Annotated in this window: 23 protein-coding genes; 10 read left to right on the forward strand and 13 right to left on the reverse strand. The window is 36.8% G+C overall.

What is annotated here, in order from left to right; genetic code table 11:
* Positions 1-17 precede the first annotated feature (17 nt).
* Positions 18-662: a sugar O-acetyltransferase gene (locus QCD85_RS08410; RefSeq protein ID WP_301262285.1), complete on the forward strand. Its 645-nt coding sequence runs from the start codon at positions 18-20 to the stop codon at positions 660-662.
* Between the two features lie 135 nt (positions 663-797).
* On the opposite strand, the gene QCD85_RS08415 is transcribed toward QCD85_RS08410, so the two are convergent.
* From QCD85_RS08415 to QCD85_RS08425, 3 genes are all read right to left on the reverse strand, one after another.
* The gene (locus tag QCD85_RS08415; protein ID WP_301262286.1) at positions 798-944 is read right to left on the reverse strand and encodes a hypothetical protein; all 147 of its coding nucleotides are present in this window, start codon (positions 942-944) and stop codon (positions 798-800) included.
* A gap of 42 nt (positions 945-986) precedes the next feature.
* The gene (locus QCD85_RS08420; protein WP_301262287.1) at positions 987-1652 is read right to left on the reverse strand and encodes a CPBP family glutamic-type intramembrane protease; all 666 of its coding nucleotides are present in this window, start codon (positions 1650-1652) and stop codon (positions 987-989) included.
* A 219-nt stretch (positions 1653-1871) separates the two neighbouring features.
* Positions 1872-2906 (reverse strand): zinc-binding alcohol dehydrogenase family protein, encoded by a 1035-nt coding sequence (locus QCD85_RS08425; protein ID WP_301262288.1) that lies wholly within the window; start codon positions 2904-2906, stop codon positions 1872-1874.
* Positions 2907-3041: 135 nt separating this feature from the next.
* Between QCD85_RS08425 and QCD85_RS08430 the strand changes: the two genes are divergently transcribed.
* The 5 genes from QCD85_RS08430 to QCD85_RS08450 all read left to right on the forward strand — a co-directional run bounded on the left by QCD85_RS08430 (position 3042) and on the right by QCD85_RS08450 (position 7307).
* A complete protein-coding gene (locus QCD85_RS08430; RefSeq protein ID WP_301262289.1) occupies positions 3042-3401 on the forward strand; it encodes a winged helix-turn-helix transcriptional regulator in 360 nt (119 codons plus the stop codon).
* Positions 3402-4862: 1461 nt separating this feature from the next.
* Complete coding sequence (locus QCD85_RS08435; RefSeq protein WP_301262290.1) at positions 4863-5291, forward strand: MarR family winged helix-turn-helix transcriptional regulator; 429 nt, start codon at positions 4863-4865, stop codon at positions 5289-5291.
* A 42-nt stretch (positions 5292-5333) separates the two neighbouring features.
* A complete protein-coding gene (locus tag QCD85_RS08440) occupies positions 5334-6080 on the forward strand; it encodes an SDR family NAD(P)-dependent oxidoreductase (protein WP_301262291.1) in 747 nt (248 codons plus the stop codon).
* 16 nt (positions 6081-6096) lie between these two features.
* Positions 6097-6468 carry a DoxX family protein gene (locus tag QCD85_RS08445; protein ID WP_301262292.1) on the forward strand — a complete coding sequence of 124 codons (372 nt, stop codon included), beginning with the start codon at positions 6097-6099 and terminating at the stop codon, positions 6466-6468.
* A gap of 287 nt (positions 6469-6755) precedes the next feature.
* Positions 6756-7307, forward strand: coding sequence for a hypothetical protein (locus QCD85_RS08450; protein ID WP_301262293.1), 552 nt, complete (start codon positions 6756-6758; stop codon positions 7305-7307).
* Between the two features lie 155 nt (positions 7308-7462).
* On the opposite strand, the gene QCD85_RS08455 is transcribed toward QCD85_RS08450, so the two are convergent.
* From QCD85_RS08455 to QCD85_RS08465, 3 genes are all read right to left on the reverse strand, one after another.
* Entirely contained in the window at positions 7463-7819 is a 357-nt protein-coding gene (locus QCD85_RS08455; protein WP_301262294.1) for a hypothetical protein, read from the reverse strand.
* 307 nt (positions 7820-8126) lie between these two features.
* Positions 8127-9095, reverse strand: coding sequence for an NAD(P)H-dependent flavin oxidoreductase (locus QCD85_RS08460; RefSeq protein WP_301262295.1), 969 nt, complete (start codon positions 9093-9095; stop codon positions 8127-8129).
* A gap of 147 nt (positions 9096-9242) precedes the next feature.
* On the reverse strand, positions 9243-9668 hold the full coding sequence (locus QCD85_RS08465; RefSeq protein ID WP_273612349.1) for a MarR family winged helix-turn-helix transcriptional regulator: 426 nt from the start codon (positions 9666-9668) through the stop codon (positions 9243-9245).
* A gap of 366 nt (positions 9669-10034) precedes the next feature.
* On the opposite strand from QCD85_RS08465, the gene QCD85_RS08470 reads away from it, so the two are divergent.
* The gene (locus QCD85_RS08470) at positions 10035-10889 is read left to right on the forward strand and encodes a CPBP family intramembrane glutamic endopeptidase (RefSeq protein WP_301262296.1); all 855 of its coding nucleotides are present in this window, start codon (positions 10035-10037) and stop codon (positions 10887-10889) included.
* 458 nt (positions 10890-11347) lie between these two features.
* Here QCD85_RS08470 and QCD85_RS08475 read toward each other — a convergent pair whose 3' ends face one another.
* Positions 11348-12472, reverse strand: coding sequence for a hypothetical protein (locus tag QCD85_RS08475; RefSeq protein ID WP_301262297.1), 1125 nt, complete (start codon positions 12470-12472; stop codon positions 11348-11350).
* Between the two features lie 321 nt (positions 12473-12793).
* Here QCD85_RS08475 and QCD85_RS08480 point away from each other — a divergent pair, with 321 nt between their 5' ends.
* Entirely contained in the window at positions 12794-13723 is a 930-nt protein-coding gene (locus QCD85_RS08480) for a LysR family transcriptional regulator (RefSeq protein WP_301262298.1), read from the forward strand.
* Positions 13724-13925: 202 nt separating this feature from the next.
* On the opposite strand, the gene QCD85_RS08485 is transcribed toward QCD85_RS08480, so the two are convergent.
* The 3 genes from QCD85_RS08485 to murB form a co-directional block, all read right to left on the reverse strand.
* Positions 13926-15164, reverse strand: coding sequence for a macrolide family glycosyltransferase (locus tag QCD85_RS08485; protein ID WP_301262491.1), 1239 nt, complete (start codon positions 15162-15164; stop codon positions 13926-13928).
* A gap of 89 nt (positions 15165-15253) precedes the next feature.
* Positions 15254-16594, reverse strand: coding sequence for an MFS transporter (locus QCD85_RS08490; RefSeq protein WP_301262492.1), 1341 nt, complete (start codon positions 16592-16594; stop codon positions 15254-15256).
* Positions 16595-16861: 267 nt separating this feature from the next.
* Positions 16862-17752 (reverse strand): UDP-N-acetylmuramate dehydrogenase, encoded by an 891-nt coding sequence (murB, locus tag QCD85_RS08495; protein WP_301262299.1) that lies wholly within the window; start codon positions 17750-17752, stop codon positions 16862-16864.
* Positions 17753-18072: 320 nt separating this feature from the next.
* Between murB and QCD85_RS08500 the strand changes: the two genes are divergently transcribed.
* A complete protein-coding gene (locus QCD85_RS08500; protein WP_301262300.1) occupies positions 18073-18732 on the forward strand; it encodes a helix-turn-helix transcriptional regulator in 660 nt (219 codons plus the stop codon).
* A gap of 405 nt (positions 18733-19137) precedes the next feature.
* Here QCD85_RS08500 and QCD85_RS08505 read toward each other — a convergent pair whose 3' ends face one another.
* A complete protein-coding gene (locus QCD85_RS08505) occupies positions 19138-20058 on the reverse strand; it encodes an oxidoreductase (protein ID WP_301262301.1) in 921 nt (306 codons plus the stop codon).
* A 201-nt stretch (positions 20059-20259) separates the two neighbouring features.
* Positions 20260-20997, reverse strand: coding sequence for an SDR family oxidoreductase (locus tag QCD85_RS08510; RefSeq protein ID WP_301262302.1), 738 nt, complete (start codon positions 20995-20997; stop codon positions 20260-20262).
* 192 nt (positions 20998-21189) lie between these two features.
* On the opposite strand from QCD85_RS08510, the gene QCD85_RS08515 reads away from it, so the two are divergent.
* Positions 21190-21846, forward strand: coding sequence for a TetR/AcrR family transcriptional regulator (locus QCD85_RS08515; RefSeq protein ID WP_301262303.1), 657 nt, complete (start codon positions 21190-21192; stop codon positions 21844-21846).
* 228 nt (positions 21847-22074) lie between these two features.
* On the opposite strand, the gene QCD85_RS08520 is transcribed toward QCD85_RS08515, so the two are convergent.
* Positions 22075-26853 carry an S-layer homology domain-containing protein gene (locus QCD85_RS08520; protein WP_301262304.1) on the reverse strand — a complete coding sequence of 1593 codons (4779 nt, stop codon included), beginning with the start codon at positions 26851-26853 and terminating at the stop codon, positions 22075-22077.
* Positions 26854-26977: the final 124 nt, after the last annotated feature.

Genomic DNA, 26977 nt, shown 5'->3' on the forward strand with positions numbered 1-26977 from the left:
TCAAAAGGGGATATGATATGAGTGAAGAACAACGTATTTTTGATGGATTATTATTCAATCCAGGTCATCCTGATCTGAAAAAAATTAAATTAAATGCTCACAAACTCAGCCAAAAGTATAGCCAAACCTATGAAGATGAAGTAGAAGATCGTGAAGCATTGTTAAGCGAACTAATCGGAAGTAGAGGAGAACGATGTTTCTTGCAAGGGCCTATCTTTTTCCATTATGGTCTTCATACTGAAATCGGCGATCACTTTTTTGCTAATTATAATCTTACCGTTCAAGATGATGCCAAAGTCACAATTGGAAATCATACTAATTTTGGACCTAATGTTACGATTGTTACACCTGTTCATCCTTTTATCGCTTCAGAACGTCGCCAGATGCTAGATCAGCATGGTGTACCCAATACTTTATGCTATGCCAAACCTGTAGAAATAGGAAATGATGTATGGCTATCTGCGAATGTAACAGTATGCGGTGGGGTGAAGATTGGAGACGGATGTGTTATTGGAGCAGGTAGTGTGGTTACTCAAGACATTCCAGCACATTCTTTTGCAGCAGGCGTTCCTTGTAAAGTAATTAGACCGATTACAGAGTTAGATAGTATGCGTTTTAACCCAAAAGTATTAGCAGATTGTAGTGTTGTAGATGAAGAATAAAATTTATATTGGGGTCAAGTTGAATAAATAGAAATTTGAGAGTTGTTCTTTTTTAGAACAACTCTTTTATGTTGCGATATAATTATATTTATTTAGTATATTACTATATAAGCCATGCTATATTTTGAATTAATTTTAATGAGCACGATACATAAAACCTGATTTTTTGGAAAATATCCAGACAGCCATAACCATTATAAGTGTAACCAATATGCCCGATTCACCTGTCCATAGATAAGCATTTTCACCTTTAGTAGCTGTATCAAATGAATCTTGAATCACAGCGTTCCACGAGGCATGAAGCAGGATAGCTGGCCAGATGCTTCATGTGCTTAAACGAAGTTGGCTGATGATAAAATTAAAGGAGCTAATTGCAATCATAAACAAGATGATAGATAGTATTAATGAAGGACCCGAGTAATAACTGCCTAACAGAATAGCGGGAAAATGCCAAACACCCCAAATCAGCCCACTTGTCAAAATGGGCTTAGGCACGCCTGCTGTGATTAATCGGCTGAGCATATATCCTCTCCATCCCAACTCTTCACTAGCACTGCTGAGGATACCGATCAATGTGCCTACAAACATCTGATAGACAATGCTTATCACGAGTGACCATATATATGAGTTGTCAGTATGTACGAAGTCAGCCAAGCCTGTTATCCATGCAAAACCGTAAGCGAGCAGTCCAATAATCACTGGGAAAAGTAGTACAAACGGTATCGATTTGAAAGCCAAGTTCCCTCGAAATCGAAATGAAATATCTGCAAACCCTTCACGCAACAAGAGACGAGTTAAGACAGATGATAATCCTGGTGACCACATAAGCAGAAGTCCAAATATAGGTGATACATGGAGTGCAAGTATATAACTAAGAAAGGTGAGAGGAACAAGCCACGCGAAAAAAACAACTAATCCTTTTCTCGATTTCTGTACGATGTTCGGGTCTTGCTTGTTCATTGCTCTATCATTAATTATATAAGATTCCAAACTACTTCACTCCTTTAAAGAATAGATGCATTTCAATAAGAAGTATAGCAGTGGATGCAACTAGGAGGAATGAACCTAAGACTAGGCTCTATTTTAGGCTTAGGTTAGTATAGAGTAGAGCTCAAGACGTATTACATCATAATAACTCAAATAAAATGATAAAAATAAAGCAGCCAATCACAATGATTGGCTGCTTTTGTCTAACTATGGATAGTTTGGTTATTCGAAGTTATCTATTACAATTTTGCCTGTCATGCGTCCTTCTTCCAATAATTCATGAGCTTTCCGCAAATTAGTAGCATTAATAGGAGAGAGGATCTGTGCCACGGTAGTTCGTAAAATTCCTTTATCAATCATACGGGAAACTTCGTTTAATAGCTTGTGTTGTTCAATTAAGTCCGAAGTCTGGAATAAGGGTCTGGTAAACATAAGCTCCCATACAAAAGTTACGCTTTTATTTTTTAATAAGGTCAGATCGAGGGGCTTATCCGTCTCTACAATAGAGCAAATTTTCCCTTGTGGAGCAATCGCTTCAGCCATGTTGACCCAATGTGTATCTGTACTGTTCAAACAAAAAATGTAATCAACATTAGCTAAACCTAATGCTTTGAGCTGAGGGAGAAAGGCTTCATAGTGATTGATGATGTGGTCAGCTCCCATATTTGTAGCCCACTTAGCAGATTCGGGGCGTGAAGCTGTACCAATGACAGTCAAACCAGCATGTTTTGCCAACTGTGTTGCGATAGAACCAACGCCACCTGCCGCTCCGATAATTAAAATATGTTTACCTTCATTATGCTCGGTATTAGTAGATACACCTAACCGATCAAATAATCCTTCCCACGCAGTGATTGCAGTTAATGGTAAAGCAGCTGCATTTGCAAAGTCTAGCGTTGCTGGTTTAAATCCGACGATTCGCTCATCCACAAGATGAAATTCACTATTCCCACCAGGACGGGCTATACTACCTGCATAGTATACTTCATCGCCTGACTTGAAAAGCGAAGCTTCTGGTCCAGCTTTTTCAACGATACCGGAGACATCCCAACCGAGAATCTTTGGCGTATCTTCGGTCTTATTTTTTGGGGCACGAACTTTAACATCAACTGGATTAACAGAAATAGCTTTAACTCGGATTAGTAGATCTTTTCCCGTAGGCTCAGGTATATCTATAACAACATCCAGCAAGCTTTCAGGTCGATCAATAGGTAAGTATTCTAGCAAGCCGATGGCTTTCATTTGTTTGTTTAACATGGTTATTTCCTCCTTAAATGTGTAGCACTTATTGATTTCTGTTTGTAATATAACGTATATTAACTATTGTGAATAGTACGCACAATAGTGTGATCTAGTATCAATTTGTATACTATTGAGAGAGGGGATATATACATGCGAGACCGGAGATCTGGCTATGGCGAATGCCCGAATGAAGAAGGTTGTCCCGTCGAGTATACGTTGGATGTAATTGGTGGCAAGTGGAAGGGATTACTTCTATATCATATGATTGATGGACCTATACGATTTAATGAGTTTCGCAGGATATGTCCAACCATTACACAGAGAATGCTGACGTTACAACTTCGAGAGCTTGAAGAGGACGGGATTGTGAATCGTGAAGTATACCCTCAAGTTCCTCCTAAAGTAGAATACTCGCTGTCCGAGTTTGGAAGCACATTAGTACCTATTATTATGGAAATGAAGACATGGGGAGAAAAGCATAAAAAATTATCAAGTTTTGCTTCTAGATAGAGTTTCAAAGTTGTACCTATAAACAATTCAGGGTTAATTGGATGAGGTTTTGTAGTCAAAAGGATAATTAACGACTTTCCAGATTAAATAGATAAGCAGTTAAAAAAATAAACTCTTATAGTAATAATTGAGATACGCTATACAGAGTTTATTTTTATATTTAAGAATAATTTTGGAAGCAACCAAATAAATATTAGAAATATTCATGACGTAGATGGAGGATTTATATAATAGATGAGGATTTGAACAAATTTTTATAATGTAAAGTATTATATACATAATCACAAAACTCGTATTTTGTACATATGTATAATTGAGTAATATAAATATATTAATTACTTATGCGTCTATTCACCTATTGTTGTTTGACAAAAAAGTATCAATTTGAAGCTTGAGCGAATAAAAAAATAAATTTATAAAGCAATTATTTTAGTGTAGCCTTCATTTCTTCATCTGTTAAGTTTTTATAGAGTATGGTAAAAAAATATTCTCTCTGACATCCTAAAGCGTGATCATTCCCAAAGCTATTTATGCATAGTCGCGCTAGATGATAACTAGGTATATGGTCGATGCGAATAACACCATTCCATACGATTAAGAATGTATCATTCATTTCATAAAATAAAGCCAGTTTATGGAAAGTATATTCATTCTTAATTTTTACTGAATCAAAAAAATTGAGCAAAAGATTGTCTTTATTATTTATCTGAATAAGACAAGTAGCAGCATAATTAGGATAATACTTTCAAACTGTTTCCATTTTACTGGATCCCCCCTCTCATCTTATCATCTACCGCCACTTTATCACTGGTATTGCTCTCTGTTTCTACAACTAATTTAAAAGAAATTAGATTTTATTTGACAAAAGATAATATAAAATTTAATATATGCTATAGCATATAAATGATTGATATCCGCTTATTTTGTTCTAATTCACTAGTTGATTAACTAATCTAAATGGAAAGGAAGATCTATAAGTAATAAAATCTCTAAAGTGCTAATTGTTGAAGACGAAAAAATAGTGCATGAATTTACTTGAAATGTATCTTTTACCCTAGAGTTATCACATTGATTAGACTGATAAAGGATTCATTTATATATGCTATAGCATATAAAAGGAGGTTTATTTTATAGTAAAGATTGCGGATTCACTTGGATAGAAGTTGTCGATGCTCCACTTAATATCCATCAATTATCTATACACTCTAAAAATTCTGCACGTTTATATGGAGCACTTGGTGATTCTTTTTTAAAAGAAAATAATTTAGGTCCTGACTATGCACAAAGTTTAGATATGTTTTGACATGGGAATATATTACCGATGGATTGGAACTTCATTATAATCACCATCGATTAGTGATATCACATTATAGTGTCCAGTGCGGTATTAGATTGACAGTAGATAGTACATCTCGTATGATTCAGACAAAATTACTATCTGAGAAATGGCGAGGTGATACGATGAATTTACACCAATTGACTGGATTTCTTGTACATCGTACAGATGTGAAAATGACTAACTATTTTATGAGAACGTTACGCCCTTATGATATTACACCTGATCAATGGGGGATCATCTCCATTTTGGATACGGAACGTGCAGTGAATCAGAAACAACTCGCTGAAGCGATCGATCGTGATCAAACTACGGTTGTTCGTATGATTCATTCTCTTGAACGTAAAGAAATGATTAAAAAAGTGGCTAATCTAGAAGATAAGCGCTCTCATCATTTATATCTGTCTACTAAAGGAGCAGATATCAAAAAGAAGTTACTGACTACAGTACAAGAAGCACATGACTATGTCACTAGAGGATTTACAATAGAAGAAATCGAACAACTTCAATCTTTTCTTAATCGTTTATATATTAATGTTATGGATGAAGAATAGTCGTTTGAGATATTCTTTACATCCTACAAGGAGGACGTTCTTTTGTTAAATAATAAGGTTGCCATCGTTACGGGAGCAAGTCGAGGAATTGGAGCTGCAACAGCACGCCTGCTAGCACAACATCATGCTAAAGTAGTGGTTAACTATTTTAGTAATGCTGCGGCAGCTCAGCAAGTTGTAGAGGATATCAAAAAAAATGGTGGTGAAGCCATAGCGATTCAAGCTGATGCTAGAAATGAAGAGCAAATGTCATCGCTTGTGCAGGGCACACTCGAGCATTTTGGACATATTGATATACTCGTTAGTAATGCCTCTATTTCTTTTCCAATGACTTCGTTTTTAGATATCTCTTGGGATGAATTAGATCGTAAAGTTTCCGATAAGTTAAAAGCAGCTTTTGTATCCACAAAGGTTGTATTACCACATATGATTCAGCAAAATAAAGGGAAACTAATTTTTATTTCAAGTGGACTAAGCAACTTTGCACAAGCTGGATTTGTCGCACATGGCATTGCAAAAGGAGCACTCAATTCTTTTGTCCGTTATATAGCTCATGAAATGGGATCCTATCAAATTACTGCCAATGTTGTGTCTCCAGGAATGGTTGCCACTGATGCTACTTTGCATACGCCTGTAGAAGCTAAAAACCAAACGGCTCAGATGACACCGCTGGGTCGTATTGCACAGCCAGAAGATATTGCAAAATCAGTTGTAATGTATGCTAGTTTATATAGTGATTTTATCACCGGTGCTTATGTTCCTGTATCAGGTGGCATGGAAATGAATTAATTCGTTTTTATTTTAAATGGAAGAAGGGAATTTCATCTATATTACGATAATTACTATTCAAATTTTACTAGGAATATTCTTTTTAATGACCGGATTCAACATTGCTTCTGGCAAAATGGCTGAAGAGTTCAAAAGATTTGGCTTCCCCTCTTTTTTCAATATCCTAACAGGAAGCTTTGAAATTATTGGCGCAATCGGTATGATTATAGGAATATGGGTGCCTGTAGGAGCACTTATAGCAGGATTCATTTTAGGTGGAACGATGTTAGTTGCCGCATTTACATTGATCGTGATTGCTAAAGATGCTTTCGCTAAAGCAATCCCTTCCATTGTTTTGGGTTTGATCAGCTTGTTTATTGCCTATTACCATTTTGTTTATAGCATTTAAAATTGAAAAAAGCCGAAGTAGCTCCTTTATACAGCTCTTCGGCAAATACGCCCTCTGAACAACACTAATTGAAGACGATTTAGCATTTTACTCATTATCGCAGTTTGCAAATAATTACATAAGCATAATATGTAGAGCGGTCAATAATTTTTTAGAGTAGTTAGAGAGATATTAAGCTTTCCCCCACTCCATATCTCCAATATTATATTACTTCAGCAATCGCTTTTGTGGCTTGCTGGGCAGCTGTGGATATAGCGGAAGACTAGTACGTTAAAAGGAGATTATATATGATAAGAAACGATAGAGATACAATTGTAGAGGTTCTTAAATATTTATGCGATGGACTTAGCCCATTCCAAAAAATGGATTCTATTGAGGATTTTATTAAAATGCATACGGATGTCTATGATACTTTTGGAGACGATTCATTGGATATTTTAATTGATATTTTATTACATCCTCCTGAGTTAGGACGCATTGATTCGAATGATTTTGACTATGAATTACAAGAAGCTCTTATAGCGATTGGGCCTAGAAACCCTCGTTATACTTTGGATACAGTCGAGGATCTGCTCGGTATAAAAAGTATACGTCTTGTCCTGATCAATATCATTGGGGGACTGAAAAATGAAGATGGTCTATTTCTATTAGAATCTTTATTGCAGCATTCAACAGAGTCGGATCCCTTGTCGGAAGATGAGCTCATAGAGTTGGCTTGTGCACTCGGTGAGATTAGAGGCGAGAAAGCTGTTGAAATTTTAGCAAAAATGAAAATAAAATATTATAATCATTCATCTGATCTATTGCAATATATAGAAGATGGATTAAAGGTGCGTTAGCAGCTTTTTTAAAGTTATGGAGCAAAGCCCAACAGTTCTGTTGAACTTTCATCTTGGAAATGAGACCCTTGCTGGGTCTGCGAAGCAACAATTTTTCTAGACTTGAGGATTACAACTTCATTAACGATAATAGAAAGCTACTCTGCGGCTTTTACTTAGACTCCATGAACAAACATGAGCGTTGTACGCATGTATCGGTAATATTCGGTTCCCTGCTTTTTAATAAAAATATTTGCAGGAGAGTTAGGTCTTCCCGGATAAAAATACATCTGGTCTTTATAAGCTCCTTCTCCTTGTGTAAACTTTGTAGGCTTCACATCGTTCAGATCCACCGTATCTTTATATGTCCATTGTTCCCCGTACGCTTCGATCGCTGGCGCATGAGCTTGGATACGCTTTACGGTAGAGTATAAAGTAGGAGTATGATTATAAAGGAGAATCACTTCTACAGATATACATACTGCACATAGTGCCACAATCGTGAGCGCCCATTTCGTCACTTGTCTGCTCATGTTGACACCTCCATTTCAGTATTAATTTCCTTTCACATACACATACGTTATAACATTCGTATTCCACGTTCCCCACTTCACATAATAGTCGCCCGGCTCCAAAGTCTAGTTGTTTTTAACCAATAAATATTTGGAGTTAGTTGCATACATTCTTTGTTCAACGGTGAAGTGATGCTCATAAGTTTCTTGTATAAAAAGAGAAGAACATCGTATTAAAGTTAGAGTCTACTATAAGTTGTCCCACTAAAGCAAAAAAACGAAGATCGATCTAAAGTACAATCAAATAGCTAGAGAGTACTCCCGTATTTTAATTAAAGTCTTGCATTAAAGTATCCACTACTTCTTTTACAGTTATAATTTCTTTGATTGGTGTAATTCCGGTACCTACAGAAATATATCCATCGTCTGTATTTCCTTCTAGCATCCCGATACGCATGCCATCAAACAAAAATTTTGATGTTTCTTCACGGCTAGCACCTTGATTATCCATTTCTACTAATTTATTCGCTAATTTAGTAGGTAAAGAACGATAGTATGCTGGTAGAGTACGAAACATTAACAAATCTTCTGCTGTAGCATCTACAATCATTTGTTTGACGTTTTCTGCTGCTGGATTTTCTTTTGTTGGAATAAAGACACTACCCGCAAATACACCTTCAGCGCCTAAAGCAAATGCAGCACGCACTCCTCTAACGTCTCCTATCCCACCAGCTGCCATTACAGGAATCTTTATAGCATCTGCAATCATGGGTACAATTGAGAATGTTCCAATAACTCGTTCTGGAACTGTCCCCCCTTCATCAAATCCAGTCGCAACATAAACATCGATTCCAAGTGCTTCTGCAGCTTTTGCATCTTTAATAGTAGGAGTAAGCGGTCTATAAACAATTTTAATATTGTTATCTTTTAATGGTTTAAACATTTTTTCATACGGTAAACCCGGCAAGCCGTTCACAAGAACAACAGGAACTTTCTCTTCAATAACGGTTTCTATCATTCGCCACGTGTAATTCAGATCACTACCTCCAATGATAACTGTTCCAAATGGCTTTTCCGTTAATGTTTTTGTTTTTTGTATTTCAGTTCTTAATCTTTCAGCAGTTAATTCGGGTGAACGATTAGGAGTCCTATCAACCTGACCGGCAGTTGCTGCTAGAAATCCTAATCCCCCCGCATTGCTAACCGCTGCAACAAATTCCGCATTCGTAAGCCAAGACATTGGGCCCTGTATAATCGGTTTTTCTATACCTAAAATTTCACATATTCTATTGTTCATTATTGAACCCTCCAGGTTTCAAATATTTCTAACACTATCTTGTCCGTAATTACTTTGTCTGCTAAATAAATTCATTTGACTGATTAGAATATCTTGAAGTATTTTGATAATTATTTAGTATGCTAAGTAATTATCGAAGAAAATAACTTAGTGCAAGTTATTTTCCATACGTTTTAATAAATCCCGTAGTATGAGACGTTCTTCATCTGATATGGACTGAAGTAATTTATCTTGTTGTCGTTTCCATTTTAATCTAACTGGCTCTTCTAATTCTTTACCTTTGCTCGTTAGATATATTCGCATAACTCTCGCGTCTTCTTCATCACGTTTACGGTATATGACACCATTTTGCTCTAGCGTTTTAACCATATTTGTAACTGTAGGCGGTTCGCATCTTAAATGTTCACATAGTTGCATTTGTGTTATTCCATCACCCAACCACAAACGCGCAAGTAGATTATCTTGACCTACGTATAAATTAAGTTCTCTAAGACTTTCACTATAATCCCGACGCGTCTGGGAGGAAACCTTATCCAAAGATCCACGGATTTCACAGTCAATATTAACCTTCATAGATAAACCTCCTAGCCAAATATATTTAGCACGCTAAATATATCATAGTCGTTTTTAAGCTGTCAATGGTACTTCCTAGAAAGCGAATATAAACCCTATTTCATTCAAAGAAGGTACAACAACTTTCTTCCTCTTCCTCCCTACGACTTCTAATCAGAAATAAATCTAACCAATGATAGAAAAAAAATTGCCTGAATTGTATGAACTTGTTTTAAAACTTCATTAGGTGATGTAATCGGTCTTCGGTTCTATTCTGTACTAGCCTAAAGCCCCAAGCAGAGTCTAGGCTTAGGTTTATTCCTCCTAGTTCCATCCACTGCTATACTTTTTATAAAATACACCGATCCTTTAAAGGAGTGAAATCATTTGGAATCTTATGGAATCAATGACAGAGTAACGAACAAGAAAGACCCGAGCATCGTTCAGAAATCTAGAAAAGGACTACTTGTTTTTTTCGCATGGCTGGTTCCTCTCACATTCCTTAGCTATGTACTTGCGATTCATGTATCGCCTATATTTGGTCTTCTACTTATGTGGTCACCAGGATTGTCCTCTTTCTTGACTCGTCTCTTGTTACGTGAAGGATTTGCAGATATTTCATTTCGCTTTCGAGGGAAATTAGCTTTAAAATCAATCCCGTTTGTATTGCTTTTTCCAGTGATTATTGGAACACTAGCGTACGGTTTGGCATGGATAACAGGCTTGGTTGACTTCGTACATACTGACAGCTCATATATGTGGCCATTGGTGGTAAGTATTGTTTATCAGATGTTTGTAGGTACATTAATCGGTGTGATCAGCAGTGCGGGTGAAGAGTTAGGCTGGAGAGGTTATATGCTCAGCCGATTAATAACAGCAGGCGTACCGAAGCCGATTTTGACAGGTGGACTGATTTGGGGCGTTTGGCATCTTCCTGCTATTCTATTAGGCAGTTATTACTCTGGCCCTTCATTAGTATTATCTATCATCTTGTTTATGATTACGATTAGTTCATTCAATTTTATTATTAGCCATCTCCGCTTAAGTACTGGAAGCATCTGGCCAGCGATCTTGCTTCATGCTTCATGGAACGCTGTGATTCAAGATTCATTTGATACAGCTACCAAAGGCGAAAATGCCTATTTATGGACAGGTGAGTCGGGCATATTGGTTACACTTGTACTGTTTTTGGCAGCATGGATGTTTTCGAGAAAATCCGATTTTATGTATCGTCCTCACTGAAATTAATATGCAATATGGTGCGGAGTATGGAGTATAAAGCAAAAAGGTATCCATAAAACAGACGACAAGTAGGTTTAAGCTACTTTATGAAAGACTTCAACCAAGCAGATATCATGTTATCATTATTACATTTCAATAGTATCAAATTTTTGTCCATTGGCGGCAAATACACGCTATGCTTATCCAACAACAAGTATAGAAATGAACATCTAACATATATAGCAAAACAAGTGACTACATCTGTTAAGGATGCAGTCACTTGTTTTGATGCAATTTATTATGAGTTTATCTATTTCTATGTTGAACTGTTTTTCGGCTATTACATACTTCTAATAACCCTGTAAGAATTAATGATACTAAGATCATAGCAAGTAATCTGATCCAAAATCTGCTGAATAGGTGATTGGTATTTTACTATTATATACAATACAAATACAACACCTTAGATAGATTTATTTCTAGTCAAGTTCTGGTTTAGAACCCGATAAATTCTCACCAGCAGTTAGAATCGTTCTACAGAAAGAATTTACTGTTAAATGATTGTCAAGTGTCACTGTACGACCATCTGGAAGGGAAACAGTTCCTGTCATTGTTGAAAGTAGATAACAATACATACGAGTTCCTGTTGAAACAGGCCAATGACTGTAAGCACGACCATGTGAAGCAATTTCTACATCTACAATGCAGTTATCTTTTTCCATCTTCAGCTTCCATTTAACAGGCAAATTCATACCACTTTTAGGATCTTCCCACTTCTCAGTAGTTTGATAATTAATAATTCCATTACCTGGACCAAAATCGACTTGTTTATCACCATACTTTACAAAGCCAATTTGGTTAGGACCAGGCTGAAAGAAATTTACTTTTACATCGCCTTGAATGGTATAAAGCCACCACATCCATTGAGGTGAAGGAAGGTTTTTAATTGGATCGTTTGACTGTCCTGTAATGATATGTTCACGAACGCCATATCCATTCTCAATTTTCAAATCATGTTCTGATGTGCGAATAGTTCCATTAACGTTAACGAATGCATCATAGCCAGCACGATCATTCTTATCAGCTTTTGAGAAAGGTCCCCAGTTCCAAAGAGCTGTTCCAATTTGCTCATAGACAAGATCAAGCTCAGCATCACCAGCTTTTCCTTTGATTTCCCATGTAGGAGGAGCTGCGATAAATTTTAGTCCATCAAAGTCCCAAATGACTTTGTCTTCTGTTGCAGTAACTTTAAATTTATCTCCACGCAAACGTTCTTTAGGCGTCCATCCTACACGCACAAAGTTGTTGTCTGTCATGGTGCCACGCTGGGATTTTGGTACAACAATTAATTGAATTTCTCTTTCTGCTGACATACCAGATCCCCAAATTCCTTTTCCATTACCAAAGAGAGCATAGCCAGCAGCCCATAGTAGAATATCGTAGTCTCCTGCTTCTGCGACAACACCAGCAGCAGTTTCTTCCCAAATATCAGTTTGTGATGACGGCACTGAAAGTGACTCAAAATGAGTCATCTCATCTTCTAAAGTAATTACCTCATGAGAGGTGACAATATTAGCATATTTTTCATTATAATCGTTTGACATAAGATTTCTTCCTTTCTTCTCCTCAAGATGAACAAGTATATTTTTATATGGATTGTTCAAAGTCACTACTATTTATAGATCGATCAAAACATCTCTTCATTGTATTTTGTACAGCTACCTCCCTTAGTTCAGGCTAATGTAAAGTTTGTTACAGTATTTTTATAGCGTTTGGATTGGCTATGTGTATATGATAAAACATTTATTATAAATAATTAAACACATAATAAATACAGATTCACACTTTATATATGTATAATAAGAAATGAATCATTCAAATTTATATCGTTATAACATAAATCAGAAATGGAGATTTTGAAATTTATGGAGTTTAGACAATTGCATTATTTTCTCAAAATATGTAACACATTGCACTTTACAAAAGCTGCTGAAGAACTAAATATTGCACAACAACCTTTAAGCTTTCAAATACACAAACTAGAAGAAGAATTGGGATTTAAACTGTTTGAACGAACCACCAGATCAGTTTCTATTACTCCTGCTGGAAAGGAATTTCAAAAGAATATTGAGAAAGCGTTCTGGTATATTAAACAAGGAACCGATAATGGAAAAATGATATCTGAAGGTAAGATAGGAAAATTAAAAATCGGTTATAACAGTTTTATAATGAGTACTACTCTTACTCTTGCTATTAATGATTTTAAAGAACAGTACCCTCAAGTAGAGTTAGAACTTCAAGAATTAAATTCTCCAAATCTCGAAAATGCAGCGTTAGACGGAACAATAGACGTTGGGGTGATGGGGTTAATCTGGGAAAATCATAAAGAACTTAACTATCTAGAAATAGCAGAAGAAACATCTTGCGTTGCAATTCCAAAGAAATGGAAAATTACTGATAACGAATATTTAGAATTGGAACAAATAAAAGAGCAATCATTCATTACGTATTCACCCAAAACAAAGACTAAATCGTATCAAGATTTTATATCAACATGTCATTATCTAGGGTTTGACCCTAAAATCATTCAGACTGCTGAAACTGATTTAGCCGTTCTTGGGTTGGTTGCTTCAGGATTGGGAGTTGCTTTTGTGCCCTATTGTTATAAAAATATTTATTGCGATTTGATAGATTATAAGCCAATAAAAAATCATAAGATCCCCATCAAAATCGATTTAGTTTGGAATAAGAAATATCTTCAACCGAAAGCTCAAAATTTTATAGAGTTATTAGTGAAAAGCAGTAGAAATGAATTAGATGCAAATCATTTATCGAAAATAATATCCCCTTTTTGATTATGTATTAATTCATTGCTGATAATAGATTTGTATCTTTTTCAATTTATAACTTCTTTTCCAAAACGCAAAAAAGCACCTCACAAAAAAGGCATAGTAGTCTTTTTGTGAGGTGTTTTCCCGTTAACAATAATGATTTGACTGTATAATATGATTGATTAAAGTCATTAACAACATCTTCTATAGTACATCCTTGAAGAACCTATAACCTAGTATTGGAGACATTACGATCAATGGAAGCCATATGATTCATAATCATTTCAGCAGCCCGTTTATAACCACCCGCTTGTCGTAAAGATTCACCGATGATACAAGCCTGCTGTCTATAAGATGGATTGCTTAGCACCTCTAATAATGCTTCTCTCATAACAGCTACACTAAGCTGATATTTATTTAAAGTGATACCTGCCCCTAACTCCTGTACTCGATTAGCTACAAGCGGCTGATCCGATGTTAGCGGAATCATCACTAACGGAACATTGTAATAGAGCGCTTCACTTGTACTGTTCATTCCGGCATGGGTAATAAAAACATCTGTATGCTGTAGCATCTCCAACTGTGCAATATATGGCATCACGATAAAATTAGAAGGAATTTGATCAGCCAAAGGTTCCATATCTGTATATTTTCCTGACGATAGAACCACATTCACCGGTAGATCGCCAAATGCTTCAAAGCAAAGCTGATAAAAATCCAAGTTTTTATTTAAAATAGTACCCATAGCAATATACAACGTTTGCGGATAACGTTCATGAAGCCGCTCGAATGAAAAAGTCTGAGCATCTTGACGCGCAATGATCGAAGGACCTGTAAAAATAAACCGATCGTCCAGTTGCTCTGCTTGTGGTTGAAAATAACGACTGGTATACACAAGCTTTAACTCGCCTGCATGCACTGGAATTTCTTCTATAGCGGGAATACTCACTTGAAATTCTCGCGCTAATGCACTCGTTATCTTCATCGTAGCATCATACAATTCCTTCGTATTCGTATCCATCTCCTGCATACCTTCTCCAGCTCCTAATGGATTGACAAAAGCAAAGGAAGCGACCGAACACACTGCGGGAATTCCTAATTTTTCTGCAAGAATAGTCCCTCCCCAACCCATCAGTGAATCAAAGATGAGATAGTCGAACTTTTGATTTTCGATCACTCGTAGCACCTCGGGTATAATCCTCTGAATAATACCGCCTACCATCATATAAATGAACTGATAAGGATGAGTATACTCCTGCGGTTTCAACACAGGATCAAGAGAGAAAGCATCTTGTGGAAATGGATATGTAATCAACAGGGCGCCAGTTTGTTCGATTCGGGAACGGTACTCTTCTGTGCACACATAGACAACTTCCTCACCACTGTCGATCAATTGAGTAACTAATCCTAACGACGGATTCACATGACCTTCAGCCGGAGTAATAACAACTAATACACGTGCTATTGTATCCACCTCCCTATTCAATTTTTTCTGCTATCATAATATTTTTAAAAATATAATATTATACGTTACAAAAGAATATTATCTTGTGACTAAACAGTCGGATCATGTTCTTGAGGAACAGGCTCGGTGATGCGTAAAGATGCTAAAAAACTTAATAATACCCATAGTAATTGCAGGATTAATACCATCATTACTCCTGTAGATATGCCCCACTGTAATGTTTCTGACAAAGCGATTAAAGCGCCACCAACTCCGATGCTTACTCCCATATAGAAAGAATCGACGAATTGCAGATTTGCAGACATTTCTCCTTCTTGTCTAGGTGTTGCATGTTGTAAAGCAATAGCAGCAGTTGTAGGATTAGCCAATCCAACACCGAAGCCAGTAATCATTTGTGAGAGCAAAATGAGTATAATTCCACCATTGGATAACATAAGGGCTAGGATGACAAGTACAGTACCGGCGATCATAATTCCGATACCACTCATCACTCTACGCTTTCTTCCATGACCTTGATCTCGTACATCAAGCTTGGCTTGTAACCATGCTGCGGCAGACCAGCTTAAAGAACCTGCTGCTACAATAAGGCCAGCAAGATCTGCTGATAACCCTTTTACTTCAGTTAATGCCAAAATTACAAAACTCTCTGTTGTAAAATAACAAGCTACATATAACCCTCTGGACACCAATGTAGCAGGTAATCCTTTTTTCACTGCAAAAGTTCCTTTAGGAAGTAGTTTTTGCATTTGCGGGATCATGATCAACAAGCCACCCAAAGTAAGTACTATTCCTTTCCAATCGGTTATCATCCCAAGTCCTGTAAGCAACAGCCCTGTTCCAATAGCAAGTAGAATCGCATGCAGAGTCTTGGAATCCGCTTTGGGCGCTATACCTGTCCGTACTTGCCGAAGCTGTAGATCACGGAAAGAGCGGAATGTAAGACTCAATGCCAATGCAATCAGAGGTAACACAATCCAGAAAACAAATCGCCATGATATATACGACGCCATAAGACCTGCCAGGTAAGGACCGATTAAAGAAGGTAACACAAATGCCATAGAGAACGCCGCCAAAATTTGAGTACGAAGAGCATCTGAATAATGCAAAGTTACACAGGTATATACACATGTGATCAAAGCTCCTGCCCCAAAACCTTGAAGCGCTCTTGCTACAATAAGCATATGCATATCAAAAGAAACAGCGGCAACTACAGTTCCGAGCACAAAAATACTAAACGACACAAGCATAGATGTAAAAACGCCGCGCTTATCAACCTGCTGACCCATAACAAGAGTTCCAATCAGTTGAGATAATAAAAATGCGCTAAAAATCCATCCGTATAAATGAATACCTTGCAAGTCTTGTACCATTTTCGCTGCTATTGTCGTAATAGCCAGTCCTTCGAAAGCGACAGTTGTTAGAACTAGCATAATACCAATCGTCAACGCTCTGTGCTGCTTATCAAAAATTCCAGTCTGATTGTTATTTGTTTTCTACACCTCCCTAATAAAATATTTTTGGTAAAATTAACCTTTTTTTAAGGTCTGAATACATAATACTCTTTCTACTTTGTAAAGTAAAATGTTTAATAACTAATGTTTAATAAATAGTAAAGATGCAAATGATCTTTCCACTACTCATAAAAACTACTATAAGTGAATTGAAAGTAGTCGATACCTAAAAGTAGGCAATAGAAGTCACTCTCCTAAAATAATCACTTCTGTCTCCAAATCAATCTTAAATGCCTCGTATACTTTTTGTTTGATCAACTGGATTAACTCCAAATAATCGTCAGCGGTTGCATGATCTGCATTAATAATAAAACCTGCATGCTTCAGAGAGATTTCCGCTCCTCTAATACGAGTGCCTTGCAAGTTACAATCCTGAATCAATTTTCCTACAAAATGACCTTCTGGACGTTTAAAAACACTACCACATGAAGGATATTCTAGCGGTTGTTTAGATTGTCGTTTGAACGTCAAATCCTGCATGATACTAGAGATGACATCTTTATTTCCTTGTGCAAGCTTCAGCTCGACATCAAGTATGATATAGTCATTTGTTCTAAATATACTGTCCCGATAACCAAGCTTCATATCTGCTCGGGGTATATCCAGCACTTCTCCATCTTTGGTGATAACACTCGCACGCTCAACAACTTCAGCCATCTGACCACCATAAGCACCAGCGTTCATATAGAGAGCTCCTCCCGTGCTACCCGGTATACCACATGCAAATTCCAGCCCTGTTAAGCTATGATCTAACGCCATGCTAGAGACATCCATAATATTGGCTCCACTTTGCGCAACAATGTTATTCCCGCTCACCTGAATCTGATCGAAATGGCTCAAAGAAATAGTGATTCCTCTTATGCCGTTGTCTTTAATGATGACATTTGAACCTTTGCCGATAACAGTCAACGGTAATTGCTGTTTTTTTGCAATTTCAACGATGCTTTTAATTTCGTCTTTCGTGGTGGGATGAATAAGTATGTCTGCTTTACCACCTAACTGTATATACGTGTGATCTTTTAAAGGCTCATTTCGTTTTACTTTTTCCAAAGATATATGATTCTCAAATAGATTCATGCTATTCTCTCCTTGAGTTGGCACAGAGATAATATAGATGATACGGATAAACCTTCGAATCCAAAGGCTATTACTGTCAAAACGATCCCTACAAATAATGCAAAATAGATAATGAAAAATAACTAGACTGAAAATACGGTGATGACCAGACCATATCAAATGTGACTTTACAACATGAGTATGTATACCTCGTATCCGGATACTTAGTAAACATTTTTGTTTATAAAGTCTAAACTACAGTTCAATTTTGACTTTGTCAACATTTTTGTTTAAAATGTAGACAGCGATATAGATTAAGTTGTTTTAAAAGGAGATGTACCATGAGCCGGGATCAAATTAAAAAGGATGTCTCCAAAAGTACTCGAAGAGGGATCATTCATCTGTTAAAAGAGCGAGGAGGAATGGATGTTGTAACACTCTCCTCTCACTTTTCGTTGTCAGGAATGGCGATTCGTCAACATTTGAATGCGCTCAAAGAAGAAGGACTAGTTACCCATGTGGAAGAAGCTCGTCCTATGGGTCGACCTACTAAGCTATGGGTATTAACTCCAGCAGCTAATCGTTTTTTTCCAAATGGCTATTCAGACTTATCTGTCAGCTTGATTCATTCGATGAAAGAAGCGTTTGGTAATGAAGGGCTGGATAAGCTACTAGATATTCGAAATAAAAAGATGCAAGAACAATATCTTCAGCATCTTGGTGATACATCAGACATTCGAGAAAAACTGGAAAAGCTTGCCGAGATCCGAACAATCGAAGGTTATATGGCTGAGGTAAAGATGCAGGATGATGGCAGTCTCCTATTGATTGAGAAGCATTGTCCAATCTGCGAAGCTGCTGCTGTATGTACCGGATTGTGCAAAAATGAGTTACATTTATTTCAAACGGTTCTAGGAAATAATGTTCATATTGAACGCAGTGAGTACATTTTAGCAGGAGGAAGAAACTGCATATACACCGTTAGACAACATAAGCCATAACGAAAAGAGCAACCTCATTGGAGATTGCTCTTTTTATTACTGCATATCTTTTCTTTACATACTCGTCTTACGTCTTTTCTGCTCTTGCTATCAGTCTGTTCCTTTTTGTTATACTCCATAAAAAAATGATTGTTGAACGCATGTACTGGTAATATTATTTTTTATTCATTAACAACGAGCAAAGCAGCCATATTGAAATAAGACTGCTTTGCTCGTTGTTATAATACGTTATTTGATAATTGAGATACTATTTATTTAGATGTATACTTTTTATCTTTTAGACCATTCTCTAAAAAATCTGCTTAATCAAAATCAAATATGTTGATTATTTTCTATCCGATGTTAAATGAATCCTTCTCTCTCTTTTAAGAATTACCTCATGAATCTTTCATATTCATTTCCAAATCACTTTTCAAATTTGAAAGATATACCTGTTAAATCTTCAGAAACGTTCCAAAGCTTATTAGATATATTAGAGTCATACAGTTTCTCAATGATCGTATCATTTGTTGGATAGCCTTTTTTGCCACCTTTGCTATCAGGAGCGATATATTCTCCTCCTTTTATAGTGGATGATGTTGCGCTATACAAAGCAGGCAATGCACCCATATGTGCTGGTTGACTTATCATACTTGAAATCATTCTGAGAAATATATTGGCTTGCTTTCCTGAACCAAAAGAGCCTAAATTGGTATGCGAAATTCCGGGATGACAAGCAACGCTCACTGAATTGATATGATTTGAACGAAATTTATTTTGTAATTCTTTTGCAAACAATAGATTTGCCAGTTTACTTTGGCCATAGAACTTACGACTATATCCTTTAGAACCGTCTAAATTATCAAAATTAATATGAGCATCATGAGCAACTAAGCTACTCTGCGTTATCACTCTCGAATTTGGCGTAGAAATTAAATGTGGCAACAATAATCCTGTTAATGCAAAGTGTCCTAAATGGTTCCCGCCAAATTGGGATTCAAAGCCGTCTTTCGTCAGATGAAAAGGAGGATACATAATACCTGCATTGTTAATAAGAATGGCTAAAGATTTATAATTGTTAAGAAAATTTGCTGCAAATGCTTTTACACTGGTCAAATCACTAAGATCGAGCTTCATAGCTTTGACATTTGCACTAACATAGGCAGCTTTTATTTTATTTACAGCGTCGGCTCCTTTTTCCATATTGCGAACAGCAATAACAATTGTCGCCCTCTTTTGAGCTAATGCTAGCGCTGTTTCGAAACCGATCCCGCTATTCCCACCTGTGACGATGACCACTTTCCCAGACATATCTGGAATATCATCTGTTGTCCAAATTTTACTCATTTAAAATAGGCTCCTCTCGCTGACTTACACAATTTGATTGAATTTATAGCATCATAAACATCGTTATTTTAACAGTAGGGATATAGCTTTCTTGGACATTCTACCGTAGAGCTTAACTAGTTAGCTATCTATCTAAGTTCTGATAGAATACCTCTTCTTCTGATAAAGATGAAAATATTTTTCTTGCTCTAGCAGATTCTTTTAAGATCGCTGAGAAGTAGGCGTAACGATCATTTCTTTTACTGTCACAGATGATGGTTGTTCAATTGCATATCGGATTGCTGCTGCAATATCTTCTCCATGTAGAGGGGTTAAGTTAGCAAATTCAGACTCTAATGAAAACACATCTTGGTCTGTTATCGTATGCGTTAACTCAGTAGCTACATTACCGGGAGAAATGATCGTTGTACGAATATTTTGATCAGGTCGCAACTCTTTTCGTAAGCCTTCTGTAATAGCACGAACTGCAAATTTTGTACCGGAGTATACTGCGGTGCTTGGATAAATTTCATGCCCTGCCACTGAAGCAACGTTGATAATATGCCCTTCATTTCGTTCTTCCATATGTGGAAATACAGCAGCGATTCCGTATAAGACACCTTTAATATTCACGTCAATCATTCGATCCCACTCTTCTACTTTCCGGTTTCTTATAAAAGAAACTTGTGCGATACCAGCATTATTAATCAAAATATCGATTTTACCGTAAGTTTCAAGGGTAGCTTGTGCAAGTGACTCCATATCTGCTTGCGAGGTTACGTCTGTAACTCGATACTCTGCCTGTCCCCCAGCAGCTTCAATTTCTTTTTTTAGTTGACTTAATCGGTCTTCCCGGCGTGCTGCAAGCATAACTTTTATTCCGTTACTCGCTAGTTCTCTTGCTGTTGCTTCTCCAATTCCACTACTTGCACCTGTTATAATAGCCACTTTGCTTTCCATATTTCGTACCTCCTGAGTTTTGTTTGATTTTATTTTTTTTGAATAACGCACTCAAATATGAAGAGTGTTTCGTTAACAAAGATTATATTATCATACCAAGTTAACTAAATCAACAAAAATAGTTAACTTGGTTTTTATAGTAATTTTAATGCATATTCTGATATAATATAGGCTAGCTAAGGGGGAGGAATTATGGACGAAGATCAACGTGATAAGACAAGTAAAGAAATGATATATCGACTTGTTACGCGTACTCGTAAAGATAGCCTTATTTCGATGCGAGCTGAAGATATGGCTAAATTTATGGATGTAAGCAAAGTAACAATGTATAAATATTTTTCTTCCAAAGAGGAAATATTATCCCTGGTTATCTCAAACTACACAGATTATATCCGTAATATGGATATATCTTCTGCTGATGAGAATAAGGCGATCCTAGAACGCTATCAAAAGTCATTTGAGCAATCTTTGATGATTAATTACTATTTTCCAGAACATTTTTTCAATGATTTTAAAACTTATAATCCGCGGTTGTATGAAGAAATTGTTGATGCACAGCAATTTCGTTTTAAACAGTTAGATGAACTGTATCGTTTGGGAGAGGAACAAGGGATTTTTTATCCTGTAAATTCTGCAATTTTTATATTGGATGATGAACTGATCTTGCGCCGAATACTTGATCCATCGTTTCTTGTTCAACATGGGTTACCTTTAGAGCAGACACTGCTTGATTACTACCAGATGCAAAAGAGGAAATTAATTTGTGAAAAGCATATAAACACAATGGATGATTCACCGATCGAAGAGCTAATACGTTCTTTTGTAGCTAAAAATTCGAGGAATTTATAAGATATAACGAACCACAATAGCCTATTATAAAGACCGAAGGCTTCTACGACTTGGTAATACCGATAGACGATGAATAAAGGATACTTGATTTTCTGGATAGTTTAGTAGGAGAATCCATATTATGAAGATCAGGAACATCAGTAGCATTATTCATCTTTGAAAAGCTTTGTTTTTAAAAGTAATCGAGTATAAAAAAAGGTGCTACACGTCATGTGCAGCACCTTTTTTTCATTTGTTTAATAATCTATAAATCACCACAGCTGTTTCTTCTTTGGTAATCTTCTGCTTAGGCTTGAATTGACCATTCTCATAACCAATAAAGAGTTCTCCGCCTAATGTATTGATCGCTGTTTTTGCCCATGAAGGGATCTTTGTGTTATCAGTAAACTGATATACAGCATTTCCTTGTTGCTTTATAACACTTTGCAAAATTGTAGCCGCTTCTGCTCTTGTTATGATTCGATCTGGTTTAAAAGTTCCGTCTGGATAACCTGAAATGTAATTCATTTCAGTTGCTTTCACTATATTTGCGGTATACCATTTTTCACTTATATCACTAAATGGATGATCATTAAATGTATTGGATGTTGGCAGAGAAGCAGTTGTAACTTCAAGCTCTTCATTTCTGGCGCGAAGTAACATACTTACAAATTCTGCTCTTGTAATACCTGCTGTAGGGTTGAACTTACCTGATTGATCACCATTTACAATGCCGCGGTCAGCTAGATCATTGATAGCACTCTCTGAATACCGTGACTTCACATCAATAAATCGATTAGCTAGATCATTATCGTTAGCTATTGGGCGCACAGATAATGTATTATGATCCTCTTCTATTTTATCAGGATTATGCTGGTCTATCGTCACTGTCGGGTTCAAAATCGTCGAAGGAACATTCCCAACTGGTTTGTCTTTTGTTTTAAACGTTATACTTTGCATTTCTGATCGAATCCCAGATGAATTTTCAGTCCATACCTTTATGGTATATCGATGTGCATCTGACAACTTGTTAAGTTCAAGTGTTGGCGATGATGATCGCTGAAGCTCATTTTTATCATCTGCAAAAACAAATAGATCTAAATCACTTCCATTTAGCGCATGTACAATTGCCGAAGATGTAGTGATATCTGTTGTATATAGTTGGAACCCTGAAAAAGGATTCGTTTCAAATGATAACTTATACAAATCTCCCATAATTCCAGATGAATTCACTGCACGAATTCCAAAATCATTATATGTTGTACTACTTGATAAATGATCTATACGTACCTGATTGTCTTCGGTAGTGTGAATCAGTTGATCACCATCGTACACAAGATAAGATGTTGCCCCTTTAAAAGACTCCCACCCGATCGTAGCAGAATCAGATTGTAGATCTAAAATATTGAGCACATTAGTTTGAGATGAAATAGGTGCTCCTTGATATTGTATCCATAAGCGCTCAGGGCTTTCGCCATTTTTGCCTACAGCCGCAATACCAAAAGAAGATAAAATACCAGCACCCGGGCTAGGTAAGTTTACATGTAATTCACTGGTTGTTTGGATCAATTTCCCATGTGTATCATAGATACGATAATATAGAGCACCTTCAGAAGGTGAAAATGCTAATTGAAGATCAACATTTGTATTGGAATGTACGTGTCCCGATTTAGGAGCAAGCGGTATAGTCTGAAATTGAAGAGATTGTACAGCAGACTTTCCACTTTCATTGACAGCATACACATGTACCGAATATATCTCACCAGCGGTTAGACCGTTTAAATCAATCGTTGAAGTTGAACTGGTATATTCTTTTCCATTGATGATCGCTATATAACTTGAAGCTCCCTTTACAGGGCTAAACTTTAGTTGTGCAGAAGTATAAGCAATATCTTCTATGCGCAAATCTTGATGAATAGATTCAGGCAAAGTGATAAACGTCGTATTCGCAGCTTCCCCTGTGCCAAAATCGTTAAAAGGAACAACAGAAACTACATGTACACTACCTGCATTCAGTCCAGAAAATTCATAACCTGGATGCTCTGTTGTTGCTGTTTTGATACCGTCTAGATAGATATCATAGCCTGTGGCTCCTCGTACATCTCTCCAGACATAAGATGCAGAGTCAGTAGTTACATTTTTCTTTATCAACTCCGTGGCGACAGGTAATGTCGATAATGAGATATTTTTAAAATTACTTTGTCCCGATGCATTGGTTACAGCAATAGCATAATTATAGTGTGTGCCTGAAATAAGATTATGATCAGCAAAAAGAACATTTGAACTAGGATAAGCTACATGGTATTCGTTATAAGTATTATCTGTAACTGTTGTATACGTTTCTTTGGTAACAGTCACGATATGCTCATCATTGCGTTTGACATCATAATAAACATCTCCTGTTACGCTGTCCCATGATAGCTGTGCAAAATTAGTTCCAACCCCTACTATATGTAGACCAGCAAGCGAAGGTATTGTCAAAAATGTATAGCGACTCTCCAGACTTTGACCGGATGCATTGACGGCATGAATACTCAATGTATAGCTATGGTTAGGAGAAAGTTGTTCGAATATATGACTTGTATTCATACTTCCGTTTGAAATGATTACTCCATTTTGATCAGCAAGTTCATACAAATAATGCGTAGCAGATGGAACAGATTCTAGCTCTACACGCATAGAAGTCTCAGATAGTGCATAAACTCCTTCTACTCTGGTAACAGCAGGAATTGTTGTATAACTGTAGCTTATAGATTCTCCTCTACCTGATACATTAATAGGTGTGATGACATAAGTATATTTAGTGCCTGGCGTTAGATCGGTATCTATAAATGAGTTGCTACCAGCAGGTATATTTAATATATTTCCTGTTTGCTGGTTAATCACTTCATAAGATTCATCTGTTCTGGATGGTAATATTCCTTGAATAATGCCTGATGAAGAAGAACTTAACTGAATATCATCATGGACAAGCTTTTCTGGTAAAGCTTTAATCTTAATTTCTTTGGAGCGTCCATATGACTCATTGCCCGCTGAATCTAGTGCAAGCACATGAATATACCAGATCCCCTGTTTTTCAGATGGTAATGTAAGAGAAAAGTTCTCGTTACCTTCGATCCACTGCGCATTGATGTCTGGACGAGTACTCTGTTGATTTACAATATAACGAACAGATTGTAATGATCGATCAGCAGTCAGAATATCTACATCCACCTGATTAGCTTGCCAATCGGAGCCATCTGGTGTAAATGAAATTGTCGGCCCTTCTTTGTCAATATTCGCAACTGTGATTGTTTTCGAAGAGGAATTACCTATCCAGTCATACGTAGTAAATGTATAATCTCCATTCTCTGTCACATCATATGTAGTGACTCCTGTTGCTACACTATGGCCATTGGGAAGTGTTATCTTCGTAATCCAAGTATCCGGATCATTAGCAGATACATAAATCGTATTTCCATAACGATTCAATTCATTGGATGCAAGCGATAGATTCAATTCTGGTTGGCTATTATCTTGTAAAGTGATCGTTTGTGTTGGGCCGATATTACCATTTCCATCAACTGCTGCTACATGAATAAATTGAGCAGTGGCATTAGGGTTTATCGTCATACGAGTATCAGAAGTAGTTATAGATCCAGATGTGATTACTGTATTAGGATCATTATCCGGAGTTACAATGTATCCTGCGATGCCAGAAGTGACTTTCACTTGAGTAGGATCTTGAACTGAACCTAACGAGCCATCTCTTAATTGACCTTGAATAGTGTATGTATAGTCTGATCCATTATCTATTGGTGCTGCCCATGTTAGAACAACATTTTTATGTGAAGGAGCAAATGTGTAGTTCAAACCTTCAACTTTGTTAGGTTTCTCCATATCTACAGCAGCACTATCGTTATAATTTGAATCGTAACCAGCATAGATTTGTTGACCATTTCGGTAAATAATTGCTTTTTGTGCATAACCGATTTTGAACTCATCCAACTGCATAATACCGTTGGTAGATGAAGTAAAGCTAAGATTTGCTCCGTATTTACCGAGGTCAAACTGTGTCGTATCTGCCGGAATATCAAGGCTACGACTGTAAGTTGTCCAATCTGGATGATACCCTATATCAGCCATCCCAGTACCAAAATCTCCATACGGAAAAGTAACCAACGAGTCTCCCGGCTGAAATGTATAGTCTCCATTGCTAGTCATACCTGATGCTCCTATCGTTGTATACCAGAACGAAGAATTCGAAGAGTCTAGCACCAGTGACTGGGTTGCAGCTTGATATTTATAATAAGCAACTGCCCAGTGCCAATCGGTATTGGCAGAACTGAGTATCGTTAGAAATTTTCCATCAGGCCAATTTGGAGTCCCTCCATCCACATATACAGGAATGATTTGAGGCGTATTTGCTGGCTTGCCCGGAACAATAGAGGTGGTGTTTCTAAAGCGGACAATCCTTCCACTATCATCTGTTAATTGGAGCCCTTTTTTTCCGCGAATATCACTAAATTGAACAGCGCTTTGATTGGTTGATCCAGATAAAGAACGCATATCATATTGAGCTTGAAGTCGTGCTCCTTGTTGCAGACTTGCTATAGAAGTTCGAGCCAAGCTTGTATCGCTAGATGTACTAGGATATCCATATGCATTACCTTTACGGTTAGTGATCGTGTCTGCAATTTGTAATGAAGTACCTTTATCTGTAGAGACATAGGATTGATTGCCCTGGTTACCGCTACCACCGTAATAGGTAGAAAATTGGTTAGATTCAAAGTTAGTTTTATACAGCACCTCACTATCTGGCATAATTACAGAAAAGTTCAACGAAACCGAGTTAGTACTGGCTTTTGCAGATGTGATATCGGCTGTCACGTTTGCAGCATGAACACTTGGAATTGGCCCGAATACAGATGTTAAAATAAGAATACTTAACGAAGTTTGAAGTAGTTTACGATTAAACACTAAGCGATGGAATTCATTATAAATAGTTGGTATCGCTTCTTGATCAATAATTTTTTTAGAATTTTTCATAATATATGCTCCTTTATAAAACAAAAAAAAGCACCTCGCCGCAGATACAGAGTATCTACAAGCGAGGTGCTTCCTCGTAAGTTCATTTAATTGAGTATATCATACCTGCATTTTGAAGAAAAAG

It is taken from the genome of Paenibacillus sp. PsM32, assembly GCF_030433815.1.
In the GTDB taxonomy this organism is placed as follows: Bacteria; Bacillota; Bacilli; order Paenibacillales; family Paenibacillaceae; genus Saccharibacillus; species Saccharibacillus kyungheensis.

Bases quoted from the DNA above. Each gene is read 5' to 3' on its own strand.
- QCD85_RS08425 (WP_301262288.1), bottom strand. From the start codon at position 2,906: ATGTTAAACAAACAAATGAAAGCCATCGGCTTGCTAGAATACTTACCT.
- QCD85_RS08465 (WP_273612349.1), bottom strand. From the start codon at position 9,668: ATGAAGGTTAATATTGACTGTGAAATCCGTGGATCTTTGGATAAGGTT.
- QCD85_RS08480 (WP_301262298.1), top strand. From the start codon at position 12,794: ATGGAGTTTAGACAATTGCATTATTTTCTCAAAATATGTAACACATTG.
- QCD85_RS08500 (WP_301262300.1), top strand. From the start codon at position 18,073: ATGAGCCGGGATCAAATTAAAAAGGATGTCTCCAAAAGTACTCGAAGA.
- QCD85_RS08475 (WP_301262297.1), bottom strand. From the start codon at position 12,472: ATGTCAAACGATTATAATGAAAAATATGCTAATATTGTCACCTCTCAT.
- QCD85_RS08435 (WP_301262290.1), top strand. From the start codon at position 4,863: ATGAATTTACACCAATTGACTGGATTTCTTGTACATCGTACAGATGTG.
- QCD85_RS08520 (WP_301262304.1), bottom strand. From the start codon at position 26,853: ATGAAAAATTCTAAAAAAATTATTGATCAAGAAGCGATACCAACTATT.
- QCD85_RS08515 (WP_301262303.1), top strand. From the start codon at position 21,190: ATGGACGAAGATCAACGTGATAAGACAAGTAAAGAAATGATATATCGA.
- QCD85_RS08490 (WP_301262492.1), bottom strand. From the start codon at position 16,594: ATGCTAGTTCTAACAACTGTCGCTTTCGAAGGACTGGCTATTACGACA.
- QCD85_RS08410 (WP_301262285.1), top strand. From the start codon at position 18: ATGAGTGAAGAACAACGTATTTTTGATGGATTATTATTCAATCCAGGT.
- QCD85_RS08450 (WP_301262293.1), top strand. From the start codon at position 6,756: ATGATAAGAAACGATAGAGATACAATTGTAGAGGTTCTTAAATATTTA.
- murB (WP_301262299.1), bottom strand. From the start codon at position 17,752: ATGAATCTATTTGAGAATCATATATCTTTGGAAAAAGTAAAACGAAAT.
- QCD85_RS08460 (WP_301262295.1), bottom strand. From the start codon at position 9,095: ATGAACAATAGAATATGTGAAATTTTAGGTATAGAAAAACCGATTATA.
- QCD85_RS08505 (WP_301262301.1), bottom strand. From the start codon at position 20,058: ATGAGTAAAATTTGGACAACAGATGATATTCCAGATATGTCTGGGAAA.
- QCD85_RS08455 (WP_301262294.1), bottom strand. From the start codon at position 7,819: ATGAGCAGACAAGTGACGAAATGGGCGCTCACGATTGTGGCACTATGT.
- QCD85_RS08430 (WP_301262289.1), top strand. From the start codon at position 3,042: ATGCGAGACCGGAGATCTGGCTATGGCGAATGCCCGAATGAAGAAGGT.
- QCD85_RS08510 (WP_301262302.1), bottom strand. From the start codon at position 20,997: ATGGAAAGCAAAGTGGCTATTATAACAGGTGCAAGTAGTGGAATTGGA.
- QCD85_RS08445 (WP_301262292.1), top strand. From the start codon at position 6,097: ATGGAAGAAGGGAATTTCATCTATATTACGATAATTACTATTCAAATT.